General features: G+C 64.3%; 21 protein-coding genes and 1 tRNA gene. 11 read left to right on the top strand and 11 right to left on the bottom strand.

The window, feature by feature from the left end; genetic code table 11:
* Window positions 1–9 precede the first annotated feature (9 nt).
* Window positions 10–2,907, top strand: coding sequence for an ATP-dependent DNA helicase (locus PCJ49_RS19815; protein ID WP_269912455.1), 2,898 nt, complete (start codon window positions 10–12; stop codon window positions 2,905–2,907).
* A gap of 9 nt (window positions 2,908–2,916) precedes the next feature.
* On the opposite strand, the gene PCJ49_RS19810 is transcribed toward PCJ49_RS19815, so the two are convergent.
* From PCJ49_RS19810 to pspF, 3 genes are all read right to left on the bottom strand, one after another.
* Window positions 2,917–4,773 (bottom strand): ferrous iron transporter B, encoded by a 1,857-nt coding sequence (locus PCJ49_RS19810; RefSeq protein ID WP_269912454.1) that lies wholly within the window; start codon window positions 4,771–4,773, stop codon window positions 2,917–2,919.
* A 7-nt stretch (window positions 4,774–4,780) separates the two neighbouring features.
* On the bottom strand, window positions 4,781–5,014 hold the full coding sequence (locus PCJ49_RS19805) for a FeoA domain-containing protein (protein WP_244559679.1): 234 nt from the start codon (window positions 5,012–5,014) through the stop codon (window positions 4,781–4,783).
* Between the two features lie 98 nt (window positions 5,015–5,112).
* Window positions 5,113–6,258, bottom strand: coding sequence for a phage shock protein operon transcriptional activator (gene pspF, locus PCJ49_RS19800; protein WP_269912453.1), 1,146 nt, complete (start codon window positions 6,256–6,258; stop codon window positions 5,113–5,115).
* A 259-nt stretch (window positions 6,259–6,517) separates the two neighbouring features.
* Here pspF and PCJ49_RS19795 point away from each other — a divergent pair, with 259 nt between their 5' ends.
* The 6 genes from PCJ49_RS19795 (at window position 6,518) to PCJ49_RS19770 (ending at window position 8,971) form a co-directional block, all read left to right on the top strand.
* A complete protein-coding gene (locus PCJ49_RS19795) occupies window positions 6,518–6,730 on the top strand; it encodes a hypothetical protein (RefSeq protein WP_269912452.1) in 213 nt (70 codons plus the stop codon).
* 13 nt (window positions 6,731–6,743) lie between these two features.
* The gene (pspA, locus tag PCJ49_RS19790; protein ID WP_089290282.1) at window positions 6,744–7,418 is read left to right on the top strand and encodes a phage shock protein PspA; all 675 of its coding nucleotides are present in this window, start codon (window positions 6,744–6,746) and stop codon (window positions 7,416–7,418) included.
* A 103-nt stretch (window positions 7,419–7,521) separates the two neighbouring features.
* The gene (pspB, locus tag PCJ49_RS19785) at window positions 7,522–7,749 is read left to right on the top strand and encodes an envelope stress response membrane protein PspB (protein WP_089290281.1); all 228 of its coding nucleotides are present in this window, start codon (window positions 7,522–7,524) and stop codon (window positions 7,747–7,749) included.
* Window positions 7,746–8,420, top strand: a complete 675-nt coding sequence (gene pspC / locus PCJ49_RS19780) for an envelope stress response membrane protein PspC (protein ID WP_269912451.1) — start codon at window positions 7,746–7,748, stop codon at window positions 8,418–8,420. The genes pspB and pspC overlap by 4 nt, the downstream gene beginning before the upstream one ends.
* 41 nt (window positions 8,421–8,461) lie before the next feature.
* Window positions 8,462–8,707 (top strand): hypothetical protein, encoded by a 246-nt coding sequence (locus PCJ49_RS19775; RefSeq protein WP_269912450.1) that lies wholly within the window; start codon window positions 8,462–8,464, stop codon window positions 8,705–8,707.
* A 42-nt stretch (window positions 8,708–8,749) separates the two neighbouring features.
* Window positions 8,750–8,971 (top strand): hypothetical protein, encoded by a 222-nt coding sequence (locus PCJ49_RS19770; RefSeq protein ID WP_089290278.1) that lies wholly within the window; start codon window positions 8,750–8,752, stop codon window positions 8,969–8,971.
* Window positions 8,972–9,020: 49 nt separating this feature from the next.
* Here the strand turns inward: PCJ49_RS19770 and PCJ49_RS19765 are convergent, their stop codons facing one another.
* Complete coding sequence (locus PCJ49_RS19765) at window positions 9,021–9,347, bottom strand: nuclear transport factor 2 family protein (protein WP_269912449.1); 327 nt, start codon at window positions 9,345–9,347, stop codon at window positions 9,021–9,023.
* Window positions 9,348–9,494: 147 nt separating this feature from the next.
* Between PCJ49_RS19765 and PCJ49_RS19760 the strand changes: the two genes are divergently transcribed.
* Entirely contained in the window at window positions 9,495–9,800 is a 306-nt protein-coding gene (locus PCJ49_RS19760; protein WP_269912448.1) for a winged helix-turn-helix transcriptional regulator, read from the top strand.
* An 83-nt stretch (window positions 9,801–9,883) separates the two neighbouring features.
* Here PCJ49_RS19760 and PCJ49_RS19755 read toward each other — a convergent pair.
* The 3 genes from PCJ49_RS19755 to PCJ49_RS19745 form a co-directional block, all read right to left on the bottom strand.
* Window positions 9,884–9,974: transfer RNA gene (locus tag PCJ49_RS19755), tRNA-Ser, on the bottom strand.
* A 63-nt stretch (window positions 9,975–10,037) separates the two neighbouring features.
* Entirely contained in the window at window positions 10,038–10,628 is a 591-nt protein-coding gene (locus PCJ49_RS19750; RefSeq protein ID WP_269912447.1) for a DUF4269 domain-containing protein, read from the bottom strand.
* Entirely contained in the window at window positions 10,621–11,349 is a 729-nt protein-coding gene (locus PCJ49_RS19745; RefSeq protein ID WP_269912446.1) for a YggS family pyridoxal phosphate-dependent enzyme, read from the bottom strand. The genes PCJ49_RS19750 and PCJ49_RS19745 overlap by 8 nt, the downstream gene beginning before the upstream one ends.
* Window positions 11,350–11,509: 160 nt before the next feature.
* Here PCJ49_RS19745 and PCJ49_RS19740 point away from each other — a divergent pair, with 160 nt between their 5' ends.
* Complete coding sequence (locus PCJ49_RS19740; protein ID WP_269912445.1) at window positions 11,510–12,592, top strand: porin; 1,083 nt, start codon at window positions 11,510–11,512, stop codon at window positions 12,590–12,592.
* 15 nt (window positions 12,593–12,607) lie between these two features.
* Here PCJ49_RS19740 and PCJ49_RS19735 read toward each other — a convergent pair whose 3' ends face one another.
* Window positions 12,608–12,973: a helix-turn-helix transcriptional regulator gene (locus PCJ49_RS19735; RefSeq protein ID WP_153206283.1), complete on the bottom strand. Its 366-nt coding sequence runs from the start codon at window positions 12,971–12,973 to the stop codon at window positions 12,608–12,610.
* Window positions 12,974–13,028: 55 nt separating this feature from the next.
* Window positions 13,029–13,586: a hypothetical protein gene (locus tag PCJ49_RS19730; protein WP_269912444.1), complete on the bottom strand. Its 558-nt coding sequence runs from the start codon at window positions 13,584–13,586 to the stop codon at window positions 13,029–13,031.
* Between the two features lie 165 nt (window positions 13,587–13,751).
* On the opposite strand from PCJ49_RS19730, the gene PCJ49_RS19725 reads away from it, so the two are divergent.
* The gene (locus PCJ49_RS19725; RefSeq protein WP_269912443.1) at window positions 13,752–15,002 is read left to right on the top strand and encodes an Hsp70 family protein; all 1,251 of its coding nucleotides are present in this window, start codon (window positions 13,752–13,754) and stop codon (window positions 15,000–15,002) included.
* Between the two features lie 9 nt (window positions 15,003–15,011).
* Here PCJ49_RS19725 and PCJ49_RS19720 read toward each other — a convergent pair whose 3' ends face one another.
* Window positions 15,012–15,305, bottom strand: coding sequence for a hypothetical protein (locus PCJ49_RS19720; protein ID WP_143271168.1), 294 nt, complete (start codon window positions 15,303–15,305; stop codon window positions 15,012–15,014).
* A gap of 63 nt (window positions 15,306–15,368) precedes the next feature.
* The gene (locus PCJ49_RS19715; RefSeq protein ID WP_269912442.1) at window positions 15,369–16,139 is read right to left on the bottom strand and encodes a class I SAM-dependent methyltransferase; all 771 of its coding nucleotides are present in this window, start codon (window positions 16,137–16,139) and stop codon (window positions 15,369–15,371) included.
* 96 nt (window positions 16,140–16,235) lie between these two features.
* Between PCJ49_RS19715 and PCJ49_RS19710 the strand changes: the two genes are divergently transcribed.
* On the top strand, window positions 16,236–17,030 hold the full coding sequence (locus tag PCJ49_RS19710) for a helix-turn-helix transcriptional regulator (RefSeq protein ID WP_269912441.1): 795 nt from the start codon (window positions 16,236–16,238) through the stop codon (window positions 17,028–17,030).

The raw sequence follows: 17,030 nt of genomic DNA, 5'->3' as shown, positions 1-17,030 counted from the left end.
TCCAGCGCCATGGATGATCGCATCGTTCCCTTTCCCGGCACGGGCCGGCGTGAACAGGCCCCGGCGGCAGCGGTGCGCACGGCACCGCCGCGCCTGCTGCTGCCCGATGCGCCGGCCATTGTGGTGGGGGCGCGCGGTGTCACCTGGGTGACGCCGGATGGCGAGGTGGAGCTGATCCCGCATGATGAGGCGGCGTACCGGCTGAAACATAACAGTGTCATCCTGGCCCATGGCCGCGCCGTGGCGCGGCGGCTGCGGGCGGACCGGATGGCCGATGCGTTCGACCTGCTGGAACTGTTCGCCTTTGTCCGCCCGGCCCGGTTCTGCCTGCCCACGCCCAAGGGCTTGGCTGAAGCCACGGGTCAGCCCGTGCCCCAGGATGCGGAGGCTGAGGCGCTGTCGCTGATCGACAGCGCCCGCATCCTGCTGGGGGAACTGGCGGAGAATAACCGGCCGGAACCCGAGGGCGAAAAGCGCAAGCAATTGCGGGAAAAATCAGACGCCGCTGGCATCGGCTGGTTCATGGGGCAGGCCGGCTGGACCTGGGCCCCCTCGGTGATGGCAGCCTTGGGCCTGCCGCACGGGCCGGGGAATGACCGGGCGCGGCGCGGCCTGATGGTATGGAACGGGTTGAAGGAATGGCAGGCCGAAGCGCCGGAGCCACCGCCCGGCCATATCCCGGTGGAGCCGGGTGAGGCGCGGCGGCGGCTGGCCGAACTGGTGGCCAGTGGTGCCGCCTCCGAACCGCGCCCGCAGCAGGCCGATTATGCCAGTGCCGTGACATCCGCCTTCACCCCGCGCGATGAACAGGGCGTGCCCAATCTGGTGCTGGCAGAGGCCGGCACGGGCGTAGGCAAGACGCTGGGCTATCTGGCCCCCGCCACCCTGTGGGCGGAAAAGAACAGCGGGCCGGTGTGGATTTCAACCTATACCCGCCAGCTTCAGCACCAGATCGACAAGGAACTGGACCGGCTGCACCCGGACCCGGTGATCAAGGCGCGCAAGGTGGTGGTGCGCAAGGGCCGGGAAAATTACCTCTGCCTGCTAAACCTGGAGGAAGCGACCAACATCGCCCATACCCAGCCCGCCTATGCCACCTCCATGGGGCTGATGGCGCGCTGGGCGGCGGCGACGCGCGATGGCGATATGGCGGGCGGGGATTTCCCCGGCTGGCTGGTCGACATATTGGGCAAGGGCCGCACCATGGGTCTGGCCGACCGGCGGGGCGAATGCGTCTATAATGCCTGCGCCCATTATACCCGCTGTTTCATTGAAAAAAGCGTGCGCCGCGCCCGCAAGGCCGACATCGTGGTGGCCAACCATGCTTTGGTGATGGTGCAGGCGGCGCTGGGTGGCGGTGATGATGCCTATGTGCCCACGCGCTATGTGTTTGATGAAGGCCATCATGTGTTTGATGCCGCCGACAATGCCTTTGCCGGCCATCTGACGGCGACAGAAACCTCGGAACTGCGGCGCTGGCTGCTGGGGGCGGAGGTATCGGGCCGCAGCCGGGCCAGGGGTCTCCGCCGCCGGGTGGAAGATCTGGTCGGCGGCGACCAGACTTCCCTGGAACTGTTGGCCGAAATCCAGCAGGCAGCTCAGGTACTGCCGGGCGATGCCTGGCCGCAACGCATCCATGGCGGGGAGCCGAAGGGCGTGCTGGAACAGTTCCTGTCCCAGGTGCGGGGCCAGGTGCTGGCCCGCGCAGCTGGGGTGGATAACCCCTATAGCCTGGAAACCGAATGCCGCCCGGTGGTGGATACGCTGCTGGAAACAGCCCTGGAACTGGATGTGGCCCTGGCCAAGCTGGCCATGCCGCTGGAAAAACTGTCCGACCGGCTGCGGGAGATGCTGGAGGAGGAATCGGATGAGCTGGACAGCGAAACCCGCCGCCGCATGGACAGCATCTCCCGCGCCTTGAAGCGCCGCGCCCAGAATGAGGTGAATGGCTGGCGGCTGATGCTGCAAAGCCTGAAGGAGGAAGCACCCCGCAAATATGTCGACTGGTTCGGCATTGAGCGGGTGGAGGGACGGGATTTCGATACCGGCATGTATCGCCATTGGATCGACCCGACCATTCCCTTTGCCGATACGGTGGGCGCAGTCGCCCATGGGCTGGTGCTGACCAGCGCCACCCTGACCGACGGCACCGGCAATGTGGAACAGGATTGGCAGGCCGCCTCCATCCGCACCGGCACCAACCATATGGGGGCGCTGCCGCTGCGCGCCGCCGTGCCCAGCCCGTTCGATTATGCCAGCCAGACGCGGGTTCTGGTGGTGAATGACGTGCGCAAGGATGATCTAGGCCAGGTGGCGGCGGCTTACCGGGAGTTGTTCCTGGCGGCGGGCGGTGGTGGGTTGGGCCTGTTCACCGCCATCCAGCGGCTGCGCGGTGTGCATGAACGCATTGCCGAACCGCTGGAAGAAGCGGGTATTCCCCTTCTGGCCCAGCATCTGGACGGCATGGATGTGCCTACGCTCGTGGATATTTTCCGGGGCGAGGAGGATGCCTGCCTGCTGGGCACCGATGCGGTGCGCGACGGGGTGGATGTGCCGGGCCGCAGCTTGCGCCTGATCGTGTTCGACCGGGTGCCCTGGCCCCGGCCCGACATTCTGCACAAGGCGCGGCGCAATTATTTCGACAAGGTGCAGGGCCGGCGCGGCTTTGATGACATGATCACCAGGCTGCGCCTGCGTCAGGCCTTTGGCCGGCTGGTGCGCCGGGCCAATGATGTCGGCGTCTTCGTGCTGCTGGACCCGATGATGCCGACACGGCTGGCCGGTGCCTTTCCTGAGGGCGTGGAAATTCAGCGGGTCGGGCTGGCTGAGGCCGTCCGCCAGACGCGGGAATTTCTGCACCCGGAACGGCTGGGCCTGGCACCGGGGCTGCGGCTGCCGGGGGCGTGACCCAGGCGCTTACCCCAGCAGCGCGCTGCTGATCTGAAAGGCCAGGAACGACATGACATAGGCCAGCACGAACAGATAGGCGAAGGTCGCCCACATGAACTTCGTGCTGTTCGTCTCCCGCCGGATCACCGTCAGCGTGCTGATGCATTGCGGGGCGAAGATGTACCAGACCAGGAAGGAAATGGCGGCCGGCAGGGCCCAGCTGGATTGCAGCGTCGTTGCCAGCCCGCTGGCCAACCCTTCCTCATTATCCGCACTGATGGCATAGACGGTGCCCAGCACCGTTACCGCCACTTCGCGGGCCGCCATGCCGGGGATCAGGGCGATCACCATCTGCCAGCTGAACCCGATGGGGGCGAACAGGGGCGCCAGCGCAATGCCGATGATGCCGGCAAAGCTCTGTTCGATATTGCCGCTGATCCCGTGCGGGCCGAAACTGGACAGCACCCAGATCACCACCATGATGGTGAAGATGATGCCACCGGCCCGGCGCAGGAAAATCCGCGCCCGTTCCAGCAGACCGAAAACAATATTATGCAGCGTCGGCAGCTTGTAGGTGGGCAGCTCCATGACGAAGCTGTCCACCTGTTCGGTATAGACGAAACGCTTCAGCACAAAGGCGACCAGCAGGCCGGTGGTCAGTGCCGCCATATAAAGCCCGAACATCACCAGCCCCTGCAGGTTGATGCCGGTGACCACCTCGCGGTTGGGCACAAAGGCGGCGATCAGCAGCGTATAGACCGGCAGACGGGCCGAACAGGTCATCAAAGGGGCCAGCAGAATGGTGGTCAGCCGGTCGGGCTTATGTTCGATGGTACGGGCGGCCATCACGCCGGGAATGGCGCAGGCGAAGGAGGACAGCAGGGGAATGAAGCTTTTGCCATGCAAGCCCACCCCGCCCATCAGCCGGTCCAGCAGAAAGGCGGCACGCGCCATATAGCCGCTGTCCTCCAGCACCAGGATGAAGAAATACAGCACCAGGATCTGCGGCAGGAAGACGATGACGGAGCCGATACCGGCAACCACCCCGTCAACGATGAAGCTGCGGAACAGCCCGTCCGGCAACTGGCTGCCCAGCCAGGCCCCCAGCGCGCTGGCCGCCCCATCGATCTGGTCCATCGGCCAGGCCGACCAAGTGAAAACCGATTGGAAAACGAAGAACATCAAGCCCATCAGGATCAGCAGCCCGAACACCGGGTGCAGCAGCACCCGGTCGATGGCATAGCTGGTGACGGGCGGCACGCCATAGGCCACACCGGCCTGATCCAGCAGCGCCATGGCCTGCCGGTTCAGGGCGCGCAGTTCCGCCGTGGTCGGCTCCGTCCAGGAAGGGGCCGGGTGGGGCACCGGGTTGGCCAGATACTGGTCCACCACGGCCAGCAAAGCCTCCACCTTGCCGCCACGCACAGCCACCGTCGGCACCACCGGGATGCCCAGCAGGCGGGACAGTTCGGCGGCGTCGATGCTGAATTTGCGCCGGTCGGCAATGTCGAACATGTTCAGCGCCAGCACCATCGGCACGCCCAGTGCCTTGGCTTCCAGTGTGAAGCGCAGATGCAGTTTCAGGTTGGTGGCATCGGCCACGCAGATCAGGAAATCCGGCCGTTCAATATCGGCCAGCCTTCCCAGCAGCGCATCACGCGTCACCGCCTCATCCGGGCTGCGGGCGCGCAGGGAATAGGCGCCCGGCAGGTCCAGCAGGCGGCAGGCATGGCCGGCGGGCGTGGTAAAGGCGCCTTCCTTGCGCTCCACCGTCACACCGGCATAATTGGCCACCTTCTGGCGGCTGCCGGTCAACCGGTTGAACAGGGCCGATTTGCCGGAATTCGGCATCCCGGCAATGGCGATCAGCGGTTGTTTGGCCATGATGACGTCAGGAAAGGGGGGACAGATGGATGGCGTCGGCGTCGCGGCGGCGCAGCGCAATCACCCGGTCGCCGGCAATGCGGATGGCGATGGGGTCGCGCGCGATGGGGCCTTCATGCAGCAAGGTCACATCCATGCCCTCCTCCAGCCCCATCTCCAGCAGCTTGCGGGTCAGGCTGTCAGAGGCGTTGATCTGGTGGATGCGGGCCTGTTGGCCCCGGCGCAGGGTGGATAGCTTCATGGACGAACCTCCGTTCATGAAGCGGCATAGGCCAGCCCGGACACGAACGCAAGTCACTCTCACTTGAACGGCTGCGGCCCGGCGACGCAGGGAGGGGGTTAGCCCTCTTCCCCCTCCTCCATCTCTTCCCCATTGCGGGGCCCATGGCGCTTTTCCAGCAACCCATATTTGCGCAGATAGCCGCGAAACTGGTGATAGTTCAGGCCCAGGTCGCTGGCCGCGCGCTTCTGGTGGAACTGGTTGCGCTCCAATGCGGCGCGCAGCAGCGCCTTTTCGAAATCCGAGACAAGATTGAGGAAATCGCACGGCCCCCCCTCCGCCGGCCAGCCGGGGACGGCGGACGGCGGGGCGGCATTTCCGTTGGCAGAGGGTGGCGGCGGGGGCGCCGGCGGGGCCGGGCTGTGATGCGGGTGATGGGCCATCACCGGCGCATCAGCATAGATCGCCATCTGCTTGGGCCGCCAGGGGGATTCGAACGGGTCGAACTGCACCTCGGTGATGGGCAGTTCCGGGTCGGCGGTGCGATAGACGGCGCGTTCCACCACATTCTTCAATTCACGCACATTGCCCGGCCAGTCATAGGCCAGCAATTGCTCCATGGCATCCGGGGTGAAGCCGCCAAAATAGGGGCGGCCCAGTTCCTTGGCCATGGCGATGCCGAAATGATCGGCCAGGATGCGGATATCCTCCGGCCGGGCGCGCAGGGGCGGAATGGTCACCACGTCAAAACAGAGCCGGTCCAGCAGGTCAGCGCGGAACTTGCCCTGATCGGCCAGGCGCGGCAGATCGGCATTGGTCGCCCCCACCACGCGGACATCGATATTGATGGTAACCGTGCCGCCCACCCGCTCGAACTCCCCATACTCAATGACGCGCAGGATCTTTTCCTGCACCCGCAGGGTGGCGGTGGCGATCTCATCCAGGAACAGGGTGCCGCCATCGGCCAGCTCAAACCGGCCGACATGGCGCTTGGCGGCCCCGGTGAACGATCCCGCCTCATGCCCGAACAGTTCGGTTTCCAGCAGCGTTTCGGACAGCGCCGCGCAGTTCAGCTTCACAAACGGCTTGTCCCAGCGCGGCGACAGGTAATGCAGGCGGGCGGCGATCAGTTCCTTGCCCGTCCCACGCTCCCCGATCACCAGGGTGGGCCGATTCAGCGGCGCTGCCTGGGAGACATGTTCCATCAGCCCCAGAAAGGACGGGGCCTGACCGATCAGGGAGGGCGGATTGACATTGGGCGACATGGGCGGCGCGTCCGTTGGCAGGGCGGCGGAATGATAATGATCGCCACTATAATCGCGAAATGGCGCATTTGGCGAGAGAGTGGTTCAAATCGCCAAGAATTTGAAATTTGACCAACCGACCGAAAGTGGTGGTTACGGGAAAAAATCTATAACCAATTGATTTTAAATGATAATAGGGGCGCTGACCCCACTTGGCACGCCCTTTGCTGATACTGTCTCGGACACCGGGGACACTCAAAGACGCGAAGGGGACGCAAAAATGACCGACTTCACACTGGACAGCGCCGCCAAGGATCGGCAGACCGACAGCTTCACTTATGGCAAGGCCGGGTTCTTCACCCGTCACGCCGGCGGTGCAACTGGCGGCATGTTCCGGGATCTTTACGAAGATTTTCGGGCTGTGCCGGTGGAAGCGTGGATCATCCTTGCGGTCGCCACCGGATTGAGCAACCTTTTCATTGCCCTTGCCTGAAGGAGAGCCTGACATGGGCATTTTTTCCCGCCTCGGCGACATCGTTAATTCGAACATCAATGCCATCCTGGATCGTGCGGAAGACCCGGAAAAGCTGGTCCGCCTGATCATCCAGGAAATGGAAGACACCCTGGTCGAGGTGCGCTCCTCCGCGGTCAAGACCGTCGCGGAGAAGAAGGAGATCGAGCGCAGGCTGGCCGAAATCCGGCGGGAGTCGGATGATTGGCAGCGCAAGGCCGAATTCGCGCTTTCCAAGGACCGGGAAGACCTGGCCAAGGGGGCCCTGGTCGCCCGCGCCAAGCTGGCCGAGGCCGCCGACCATATGGCGGGTGAGCTGGCCCGACTGGACAGCGCGCTGGCCAAGACCAGCGAGGATATTGCTGCTTTGCAGCAGAAGCTGGCCGATGCCAAGACCCGCGAAAAGGCATTGATCGCCCGTCACAAGACGGCGACCAACCGCCTGAAGGTGCGCACCCAGCTCTATGATGAGCGCATCACCGACGCGTTCAGCCGTTTTGAGCAGGTGGAGCGCAACCTGGATGTGCTGGAAGGCAAATCCGAAGTGCTGGGCATGGGTCGCACCAAGAGCCTGGACGAGGAGATTGCCGAGCTTGAAGCCGAGTCGAAGGTGGAATCGGAACTTCAGGCGCTGAAGGCGAAGCTGGCGGCCAAGTCTCAGCCGGAATAAGCATGGCTCCGAAAGATGGGGGCGACCCCGCCGGATCGGCTGCAAGGTTGGTTGATGGCGGGGCCGCCTTTCGGGGCCAAGCCTGGGAGTATAGGGGGCAATAATGCCGCAGGAAGCAATTGTCGTCGCCATCATCTTCATGGTGATCGTGGCGCCGGTCTGGATCATTTTCCACTACATCACCAAATGGCGCATCGCCAAGACTCTGTCTGTGGATGATGAACAGATGCTGTCCGATCTCTGGCACAGCGCCGGCAAGATGGAAGACCGCATCCGCCAGCTGGAAAAGATCCTGGATGCCGAGGCGCCGGGCTGGAGGTCGAAAGCATGAGCAACGATCATTCAGGCTATGGCAGGGGCGGTGATTATCCACCGCCCCCCGGTTCCGGCCGCCGGCGCTACCGCGCCAACCGGCAGGGGCAGAAGGATTGGCAGTACGAATTGCTGGGCAAGCGCCCGGAGCAGAGCTGGGGCGAATATCTGGGGATCGATCCCGGCCGTTATGGCCGCCGCCGCAAGGGGGGCAGTGCCTATGTTTATGACAGCGGCGTCTATAGCCGCAGTGCGGAGCAGGAGCAGGAGCAGGAGCAGGAGGAGGCGATGGAACCGATCAATACCCGCTCACCCAACCCGCACAAGCTCTATCGCAGCCGCACCGATGCCAAGCTGGGCGGCGTCTGCGCCGGCATCGCCGATTATCTGAATGTTGATAGCTGGATTGTCCGGCTGGTCTTCGTCATCGGTTTCTTCTGCTTCCCGCCGGTCTTCCTGTTCGGCTATCCCATCTTGTGGTGGATATTGAAGCCGCAGCCGATGGGCCTGTATGAAAGCCAGGAGGAAGAGGTGTTCTGGCGCTCGGTCGCCACCAAGCCGGAACAGACCCTGTCCGCCCTGCGCAACAAGTTCCGGCAGCTGGATCAGGAAATCGGCCGGCTCGAAGGGTTCGTCGCCTCACGCGAATATGACCTGCACCGCCAGTTCCGCGATCTGGAACGGAAGTAACGGCCGACCCCGGTCGGCCCCCCTTCGCAGCGGAGGCTTGCTTGTTTGACTCACCCTTCATCATCCCGGTTCTGGCGCTCAGCATCCCCATCATTGCCATCGTGCTGCGCCATCTGCGCCGCTGGCAGGAGATTGATGTGCAGGCCGCCGAAGCCGAGCTGGCGCTGCGTCGCCGCTTCCGGGGCTTTGATGAGATTGACCGCCGGGTTGGCGATATTGAACGCTATGTCACCAGCCCGGAATTCGATCTGAACCGACAGCTGCGCGGCCTGGGCAACAAGCCCTGATCCGCCCCAGCACCGACCACCCCAGCCCTGAGGCCGGCACCCATGTTCAACACACCCTTTATCATTCCGGTGGTGGCGCTGCTGATCCCCATCGTCGCCATTGTGATGAAGCACCTGACCAAGATGCGGGCCATGAAGCTGAACGGCCTGTCCGAGGGTGCTGCCGCCGAACTGTCCGACCGGGCCCACCGGCTGGAAGAACGGGTGGGCCAGCTGGAACGCATCCTGGATGCCGAGGCCCCCGGCTGGCGCGCGCGGGCCTGAACCGGGGAAAGGCCCAGCACCTGCCTTTCCCAGACCGGGGATCGGCAGCCTATGGCGTGATCTGCAGCCGCGCGATCTTTCCGTCCTCCAGAACAAACGCATAGCGCAGATCAACGGGACTGCCGGGAAAGTTCCCCGCAACATGGGCCGTCACAATCATATGCCCGCCCTCCTCAACGATGGCAAAGGGATCGGTTGTGTAGCTGAACGCTGCGGCCGCGTCGGCCTTCCATTGGCGGATGGCGTCGCGGCCGGTATGGGCCCGGCGTTCATCAACGACGGTCGCCTTTTCAGTGAAACATTGGGCGATATCGCCGCCATCCATCTGATCGGCAGCAAAATAGGCCGCGATCGGCCCCGGCAGGGAGATCGGCATGGTCATTCTCCGATTTGCGTTGTTGCAATGCCTAGATTGCCTTAACCTGCCGAAATGACAAGAACCGACAAAAAAGTAAGGTACTTACCGAAAAGTAAGTCGACCGAATATACGCGGGAAACAGCGGCCGCAGGCGTTGAGAATGTCTTGAAGCTGCTGGAGGGGCGGTGGAAGCTGATCATCCTGTTCCACCTGTTCGGCGGCGCTGTCCTGCGCTTTTCCGATCTTGAACGGGCGATTCCCGGCATATCGCAGAAGATGCTGATCCAGCAGCTTCGCCAGATGGAAAGCGATGGCATTGTCCGCCGCATCGTTCACCATCAGGTGCCGCCGAAGGTGGAATATTGTCTGACGGAATGGGGACAGGCGCTGTGCCCAGCGCTGGACGCGTTACTGTCCTGGGCGGCCTTGCGTGAAGAAACAGCACCGACAGAGACACTGTCCAATTCATGAAAAAGTGTCAGAGCGTCAAGCCTTGCTTGTCAGGCGCGCTGTGACTGAGTGGCACCCGAAGGTTGCCTTGAGCCCAGGGAAAATGGCGGAGGGGATGAGATTCGAACTCACGATACGCTTTTGACGTATACCCGCTTTCCAGGCGAGCGCCTTCAACCACTCGGCCACCCCTCCGCACTGGAGCGGCGCGGAACATACTGATCTCCGCCCCCCCACGCAAGCATTCTGTTGCGAAAATCAGAAATTTTTCTTCATATCGTTTGATTTCAATGCCTTAATCTCCATTTCCGACCAGTTTTCCAGCGTCAGCAGGGCTTGATACGGGTCGCCGGGCAGGTTGAACAGGGCGGCGAAGGCGGGTTCGGTCTTCAAACCGGTGGCCTTCACCCCCCGGATCGCCGCTTTTGCTGCCGGGAACAGGGCCAGCAGGCGGGCTTCCACCAACATATGCCGCCAGCCCATCTGGCGTTCCACCGGCAGGGCCTGGGCGAAAATCTCCACCGGCCAGCCGTCCAGGGCGAAACCCGCCACCAGGGCGGGGCCATCGATGAAATCCGCCAGCCGGCGGTGATAATCCGGCAGGGTGCCGAACATCGCGTCCAGCCGGGGGATCAGGGCCGCAGGGTCGGGGGCGGCAACCAGGATATCCAGATCAGAGCCCGGCCCCTGGATATCCAGGGGCACCGTGCCGGCCAACACCGCATCCAGCGGGGCCAGCCGGCCCAACAGATCATGGCGGACCAGCACCGCATGGGCGCGGCGCTGGTCTTCGCTGCCCCGGGCCAGATAATCCAGCCGGCGGAAATCGGGCAGGGCGATGTCAGCCATGCGCCTCTTCGGATTCGGCCTGGTGCTTCACCCGTTCACCGAAAATGGCGGTGCCGACGCGGACATGGGTGGCACCCAGCCGGGTCGCCAGCTCGTAATCCCCACTCATCCCCATGGAGATGTCCGGGATATTGTTGCGCCGGGCCAGTTCCGCCAGCAGGGCGAAATGCAGCGATGCTTCCTCCTCCACCGGCGGGATGCACATCAGGCCGGATATGGTCAGCCCGTGCTGGTCGCGGCATTCGGCCAGGAAGGCGGGCAGTTCCGCCGGGGTGACGCCGGCCTTCTGCGGTTCCTCCCCCGTATTCACCTCCACAAACAGGCGCGGCAGGCGGCCCTGGCGGCGGCCTTCCTCGGCCAGGGCTGCGGCCAGCTTGGGCCGGTCCAGGGTCTGGATGACGTCGAACAGGGCGACGGCTTCCTTCACCTTGTTGGTCTGCAGCGGGCCGATCAGGTGCAGTTCGATATCCGCATAACGCTCGCGCAGCGCGGGGAACTTGGCCTTGGCCTCCTGCACCCGGTTTTCACCGAACACGCGCTGGCCGGCGGCCAGGGCCGCTTCCAGCTTTTCCAGCGGCTGCACCTTGGAGACGGCGACCAGCGTGACGGCATCAACCGGGCGGCCGACACTTTCCGCCTGGGCGGCAATGGCGCTGTGGATGGCAGCCAGATTGGCGGCGATTTCCTGCTGCATGTCGGGGAGGGCGGAATTCTGGCTCATCTGCTGAAACCTGCTGGTGCCGGATGGGGCGGGCACGGCCGGCCCCCCGCCTTGCGGGGTTGCCAATCCGGCCCGGATACGCCACCTCTGCCATATTCCTGCCGGATCGGCCACCTAGTCCGTGACAACCAAGCCCGTCAAAATCACCGGAAGCAGAACCTTGACCCAGACGACGCCCCGCCGTGCCGCCCGCCTTGCACTGCTCGCCGCCGCCCTGATCGGGGGCAGCCTGCCCGCCGCTGCCGCCGATGGCATCCAGTTTGACTGGCACGGCGTGGCGGAGGTGACGGGGGTGCGTGCCACCAACGCCCCGCACGGCAGCGGCGATGGCTGGAACGCCTATGGCGGCTATGCCCTGACCGGCAACGGCACCGTCACCACCGACAGCGGACTGTCCTATGGGCTGTCCGCCACCATCGGTTCCGGCGATTACGAGAAAAGCCAGGACCGGGTGGGCAATAATGCCGATCTGACGGTCAATGAAGCCTATCTACATGTCACCTCTGCCTGGGGCAGGATTCGGCTGGGGGATGAGGATGGGGCCGCCAAGCGGGCGGTGGACCTGCTGCCCCTGCTGGCCGGCGGGCAGGTGGATGGGTTCTGGAACCATACGGCGGGTGCAGCCCCCTATTGGAGCCATCTCGGCCGCGACAGCGACGACGCCACAAAAATTCTCTATGAGACGCCACGGGTGATGGGCCTGCGGGCTGGTGTTTCCTATGCCTGGAAGCGCCAGAGCCTGCTGGAGGATATCAAGAAGCCCTCCGCCATCGCGCCCGAGCGCGACCTGTGGGAATTCGGCCTGAATTACCAGGGCGACTGGCAGGCCTTTTCCTATGAGCTGGCGGCCGGCTATGTGCGCGGTGATGCCGGGACCGTCGGCATCCATGATACGGAAAGCCTGAAGCTGGCCGGCCTGCTGCTCTATGGCGGCTTCTCCGCCGGCATCGTCTGGACCGACGATGGCAAGAGCGGCCAGCCTGTCGGCATCTCCTCCAGCCGGGGCTATACGCTGACCGGTGGCTATGAAAACGGCCCCTATGGCCTGTCTGTCTGGCGGCAGGCCAGCGAGCGCGGGCAGGTGGAGGATTACGAGGCTTACGGCATGGGCCTGTCCTGGCGCTTCTACAAGCAGACCTCGGTCGGCTTCGATCTGGTGCGCTATGATGCCGACCGGCTGCCCGGTTTCGGGGTCAGCGCCAAGGGCTGGACGGGGGCCTTGACCCTGCAGACGCGGATTTAAGGGGCTCCCGCGCCCCTACCCTTTCTTCTCATGCCGGCGCAGGATGGCCAGCAGGCTGGCCAGCTCATGCGGGGTCAGCAGGTTGATATGGCGGGCCATCAGGTTGGCCGCCAGCGTATGGTCGGGCGACAGGCCGCCGGTATCCACCACCACGCGCGGGTCGCTGATGGCGGCCAGCCGCTCCATCTCCTCCGCCTCATCCCAGATCAGGCCGAAATAGGTACAGATCTGGCGCAACAGCATGGGCGAGGGCAGGCCCTTGCGCCCATGTTCCAGGGCCGACAGATAGGCGGAACTGATTTCCAGTTCCGCCGCCATCTCTTTCAGGCTCACGCCTTTGCGGGTGCGCAGGCTGCGGATTCGGTCACCAAACGGGGTCATGCGGCCTTGGTCTTGGATGCTGACATCATCAAGCCCAACAGATAGCGCGCGCCCATCAATCCTGCAGCCATTTCGTCATCTGCGGATAGGGGGGCAGTCCGTTTTGCTGTAACAGCGCCATGATACCACAGGGCCCGGTCATGCCCGCCCGTGCCAGATGGGCGATGCCGAAATAATTGCCGCTGTCCAGCATAGCGACGAACTGTTGCTGCTGTTCCGGTCCCAAACGGTAGCCACCGGCGAAGAAAATCACCTCGGGCGGCAGGTTCAGGGCCCGCAGCGCGGCATAAGACCAGGCAATTGCCATCATTTCCGTATGCTGCAGGGCCAGACGGGCCAGCGGATCATCCTGCCCTTCCAGCCGTTCGCGCAGGCTTTCTTCCAGGTTATTGCCCAACTGGGCGCGCAGCCGTGCTGGCACAATAGTCATGTGCCCCGCCTCATGCAGCAGATCGCCGGAGACATAGAGGTGATCCGGGTCCACCCGCAGCGCACCATCCATAATGGTGACACCGGGCAGGAACCCCTCTGCCCCGAAGGGGCCGACCTGTACGGGCAAACCGATTTCCCGCAGGAAAGCTACGATTGGATCGAAATATTCAGCCGACAACATATAAGGGTAATCCCATGTCATATAGTTATACAACCTTACCGCAAGTACCCGAGGGGTGCCAAGCGAACAGCTTGACGCACACCCCCCTTATCGCTTAAACACCCCGCCCCCTTTTGCTGGCCACATGGTTGGCCCCCTGCCCTTTTTGCGTCGAAGGTGATGAAGATGACGGCCTGCGGTCTGGATTTCGGCACGTCCAATTCCACCCTTGGCATTGCCGGGCCGGAAGGGACGCGGATGATCGCGCTGGAGGGCCGGCATGAGACGCTGCCCAGCGCCATCTTCTTTGATTTTGAAACGCATCACCCCGCCTTTGGCCGCGCCGCCATCAATGCCTATGTGGCTGGTGGCGAGGGGCGGTTGATGCGGTCGATTAAATCGGTGCTGGGCACCAGCCTGATTGATGAGGAAACCTTGCTGGGCCGCCGCCGCGTCGGCTTTCGGGAGGTGATCGGTCTGGTGATCCGGCACATAAAGGCCACGGCAGAGGCCGCCACCGGCGTGGAACTGACCCGCGTGGTGCATGGCCGCCCGGTGCATTTCGTGGATGGGGACGCTGCCGCCGATGCGCGGGCAGAGGATGCGCTGGCCGATATCGCGCGGGCCAGCGGGTTCAGCGATGTCAGCTTCCAGTATGAACCCATCGCCGCTGCGCTTGCCTATGAGGCGCAGGTGACGCGGGAAGAGATTGCCCTGATCGCTGATATCGGCGGCGGTACATCGGACTTTTCCATTGTGCGCATCGGCCCAGACCATGCCGCCAAGCCCGACCGGGCCGGCGATATTCTGGCCAATGAAGGCTTGCGCATCGGCGGGACGGATTTCGACCGGCTGCTGTCGCTGGAGGCGGTGATGCCGCATCTGGGCTATCGCTCCCCCCTGCTGCGCGACGGGCTGTTGACACCCAACCATCTGTTCGTCGACCTGGCCACCTGGGCCAAGATCAACTTCCTCTACACACCCGGCGTGCTGGCCGATGTGCGCCGGCTGATGCGGGAAGCGCGCCGGCCGGAATTGCTGGAACGGCTGGCCATTGTGCTGGAACAGCATCTGGGCCACGCCCTGGCCATGCGGGTGGAGGAAGGCAAGATCGCCCTGTCCGATCACGAGCGGGTGGAGATTGATCTGGCCCTGGTGGAAGCAGGATTGACGGCCCCCACCACGCGCGAAAGGCTGGGCGTGGCCGTGGCCGACCCGGTACAGCGGCTGGCCACCCAGACGCGCGACTGCCTGACCCAGGCGGGCTTGCGGGCCGATCAGGTGGATGCCGTGTTCCTGACCGGCGGTTCCACCCTGCTGCCCGCTGTGCGCGGGGCCATCATCGGGGCCATGCCGGGGGCCCGCATCGTGGAAGGCGACAAGTTCGGCGCCGTCGGCCTGGGGCTGACGATCGAGGCGAAACGTCGCTATGGTTAAACGAAATAGTTAAACGGACACATCCAACCGGTTGCCGCGCGCTTGCGGGCGGCTGCCGTTGGTTTGGCTTTCCACCGTCTGCGCCTCGCTGTCGAAGGCGCGGCCCAGGAAGGTGCCGTCGGTATTTTCCCGCCCCTTGTCGGCCTGCGCCACAGCGGCGGCGGCGCGGCGAGTCTGGGTTTCCGTCGGCCGCGCCACCTTCTGCGCCGCCACGGCAGCCGAGGCCAGCGCCGCATTCTGATGCGGCGAGGTCGGGGGCGCCTGGGTGGCCAGGACCGGCGGTGGTTGCGGCGGAATGATCATGAAAATATTGAGCCGCCGCTTGCCGCCCCCTGTCAAGCCCCGATGGAAACCGCCTTTCAGCCCTCAGGGGGCATCGGCCAGGATGAACATCGTATCGATGGTGAAACTATCATCCGGTTCGATGGCGAAATGGTCCTTCACCTCTGCCGGGGCATGGGACAGCAGCGAACGCAGCGCCGGGATATGGGCGGCCGGCGTGCCGATCCGTTCCACCCAGCTGGTGAATTCAAGCCGCAGGCGGAATGATTGCGGGGCCTGCGGCTGAAAACCGGCCCGGCGCAGCATAGCCTGCCATTCTTCCAGGCTGTAATCGCGCACATGGCTGGGATCGCGCAGCATTTCCAGCGTCTGCAGATGCGTATCCAGCAACGGGTTTGCCGGGGCAAAGACATCCATCACAATGGCCCGCCCGCCCGGCCGCACCACCCGGCGCATTTCCGCCAGGGCGGCCGGCACGTCACGCCAATGATGGGCGCTGTAGCGGGTGGCCACCACATCAAAGCTGGCATCGGCAAAGGGCAGAACCTCTGCCGGGCCCTGCCGGGTGTCGATATTGCTCAACCCGCGTTGGGCCGCCGCCTTTTCCACGGCCGACAGCATGGCGGTGGAGAGATCATAGGCGACCACCTGCCCCACCAGCGGAGCAGCATGGAAGCTGAGATGGCCGCCACCGCAGCCCAAATCCAGCAGGTTTTCCGCCCCCTTGGCCTGCAACGCCGCCACCAGGGCAGCAAGGTCGGGGCCGCCGGCATGAACGGCGGATTTCACATAGGCATCGGCCCGGTTGCCGAATGTTTCGGCCACCATGGACTGGTGTTGCGGGGTGCTGGACATGGCGGCGGGCTCCATCAAGGATCGGGGGTGATGGGACAGGCTACGCCCTTTTTATCCAGGTACAAGAAGGGCAATTATCCTGGTATATTTTCACCCATGAGCGTGACGAGCCCCGAATTGCAGCGCCGGATGCTGGGTGATTTCCTGCGCAACTGCCGCACCCGCCTGGAACCCACCGCCGTGGGCCTACCCATCGGCGGACGCCGCCGCACGCGCGGGCTGCGGCGGGAGGAGGTGGCGCTGCTGGCTGGCATCAGCGCCACCTGGTTCACCTGGCTGGAACAGGGGCGGGAGGTCGCGGCCAGCCCCCATGCGCTGGCCCGGCTGGCCGATGCGTTGCGCCTGTCGCGCGCCGAACGCGCCTATCTGTTCCAACTGGCCGGGCGGCATGATCCGCAGGCGGGCCAGGGGGCGGACCCGGCGCTGGCCATGCTGGCCCTGTTGGGCCAGACGGTGCAGGCGCTTTCCGTGCCTGCCTATGCCATGGATCATCGCTATGCGATGCTGGCCTGGAACAAGGCGGCAGAAACCCTGTTCGCCGGCTGGCTGGACCAGCCCGGCCCCCACAATATGCTGCGCTTTTTGTTTCTGGACCCGGCGGCCCGCACCCTGGTGGTGGATTGGCGCCACCGCACCCGCCGGGTGCTGGCCGAACTGCGCGCCGATTACAGCCGCCATCTGGAGGATCAAGCACTGATCGACCTGCTGGCCGATCTGCGCGCCGGCAGTGCTGCCTTCGCCGATGGCTGGCGTGACCAGACCGTGCTGGACCGCGAAGGTGGGGAACGCCGTTTCAACCATCCAGCCCAAGGGCCGCTGACCTTCCAGCAACTGACCTTCGCCCTGGATGCCGCCCCCGACCACCGGCTGGTGGTGCTGCATCCGGCTTAA

The organism is Niveispirillum sp. BGYR6, assembly GCF_027568365.1.
Lineage (GTDB): Bacteria > Pseudomonadota > Alphaproteobacteria > Azospirillales > Azospirillaceae > Niveispirillum.
The sequence above is the reverse complement of the archived record's forward strand: the minus strand, read 5'-3'. Positions and strand labels throughout refer to the sequence as shown.

Coding starts and splice junctions, on each gene's coding strand:
- PCJ49_RS19815 (WP_269912455.1), top strand. CDS start 10: ATGGATGATCGCATCGTTCCCTTTCCCGGCACGGGCCGGCGTGAACAG.
- PCJ49_RS19810 (WP_269912454.1), bottom strand. CDS start 4,773: ATGGCCAAACAACCGCTGATCGCCATTGCCGGGATGCCGAATTCCGGC.
- PCJ49_RS19805 (WP_244559679.1), bottom strand. CDS start 5,014: ATGAAGCTATCCACCCTGCGCCGGGGCCAACAGGCCCGCATCCACCAG.
- pspF (WP_269912453.1), bottom strand. CDS start 6,258: ATGTCGCCCAATGTCAATCCGCCCTCCCTGATCGGTCAGGCCCCGTCC.
- PCJ49_RS19795 (WP_269912452.1), top strand. CDS start 6,518: ATGACCGACTTCACACTGGACAGCGCCGCCAAGGATCGGCAGACCGAC.
- pspA (WP_089290282.1), top strand. CDS start 6,744: ATGGGCATTTTTTCCCGCCTCGGCGACATCGTTAATTCGAACATCAAT.
- pspB (WP_089290281.1), top strand. CDS start 7,522: ATGCCGCAGGAAGCAATTGTCGTCGCCATCATCTTCATGGTGATCGTG.
- pspC (WP_269912451.1), top strand. CDS start 7,746: ATGAGCAACGATCATTCAGGCTATGGCAGGGGCGGTGATTATCCACCG.
- PCJ49_RS19770 (WP_089290278.1), top strand. CDS start 8,750: ATGTTCAACACACCCTTTATCATTCCGGTGGTGGCGCTGCTGATCCCC.
- PCJ49_RS19765 (WP_269912449.1), bottom strand. CDS start 9,347: ATGCCGATCTCCCTGCCGGGGCCGATCGCGGCCTATTTTGCTGCCGAT.
- PCJ49_RS19750 (WP_269912447.1), bottom strand. CDS start 10,628: ATGGCTGACATCGCCCTGCCCGATTTCCGCCGGCTGGATTATCTGGCC.
- PCJ49_RS19745 (WP_269912446.1), bottom strand. CDS start 11,349: ATGAGCCAGAATTCCGCCCTCCCCGACATGCAGCAGGAAATCGCCGCC.
- PCJ49_RS19735 (WP_153206283.1), bottom strand. CDS start 12,973: ATGACCCCGTTTGGTGACCGAATCCGCAGCCTGCGCACCCGCAAAGGC.
- PCJ49_RS19730 (WP_269912444.1), bottom strand. CDS start 13,586: ATGTTGTCGGCTGAATATTTCGATCCAATCGTAGCTTTCCTGCGGGAA.
- PCJ49_RS19725 (WP_269912443.1), top strand. CDS start 13,752: ATGACGGCCTGCGGTCTGGATTTCGGCACGTCCAATTCCACCCTTGGC.
- PCJ49_RS19720 (WP_143271168.1), bottom strand. CDS start 15,305: ATGATCATTCCGCCGCAACCACCGCCGGTCCTGGCCACCCAGGCGCCC.
- PCJ49_RS19715 (WP_269912442.1), bottom strand. CDS start 16,139: ATGTCCAGCACCCCGCAACACCAGTCCATGGTGGCCGAAACATTCGGC.
- PCJ49_RS19710 (WP_269912441.1), top strand. CDS start 16,236: ATGAGCGTGACGAGCCCCGAATTGCAGCGCCGGATGCTGGGTGATTTC.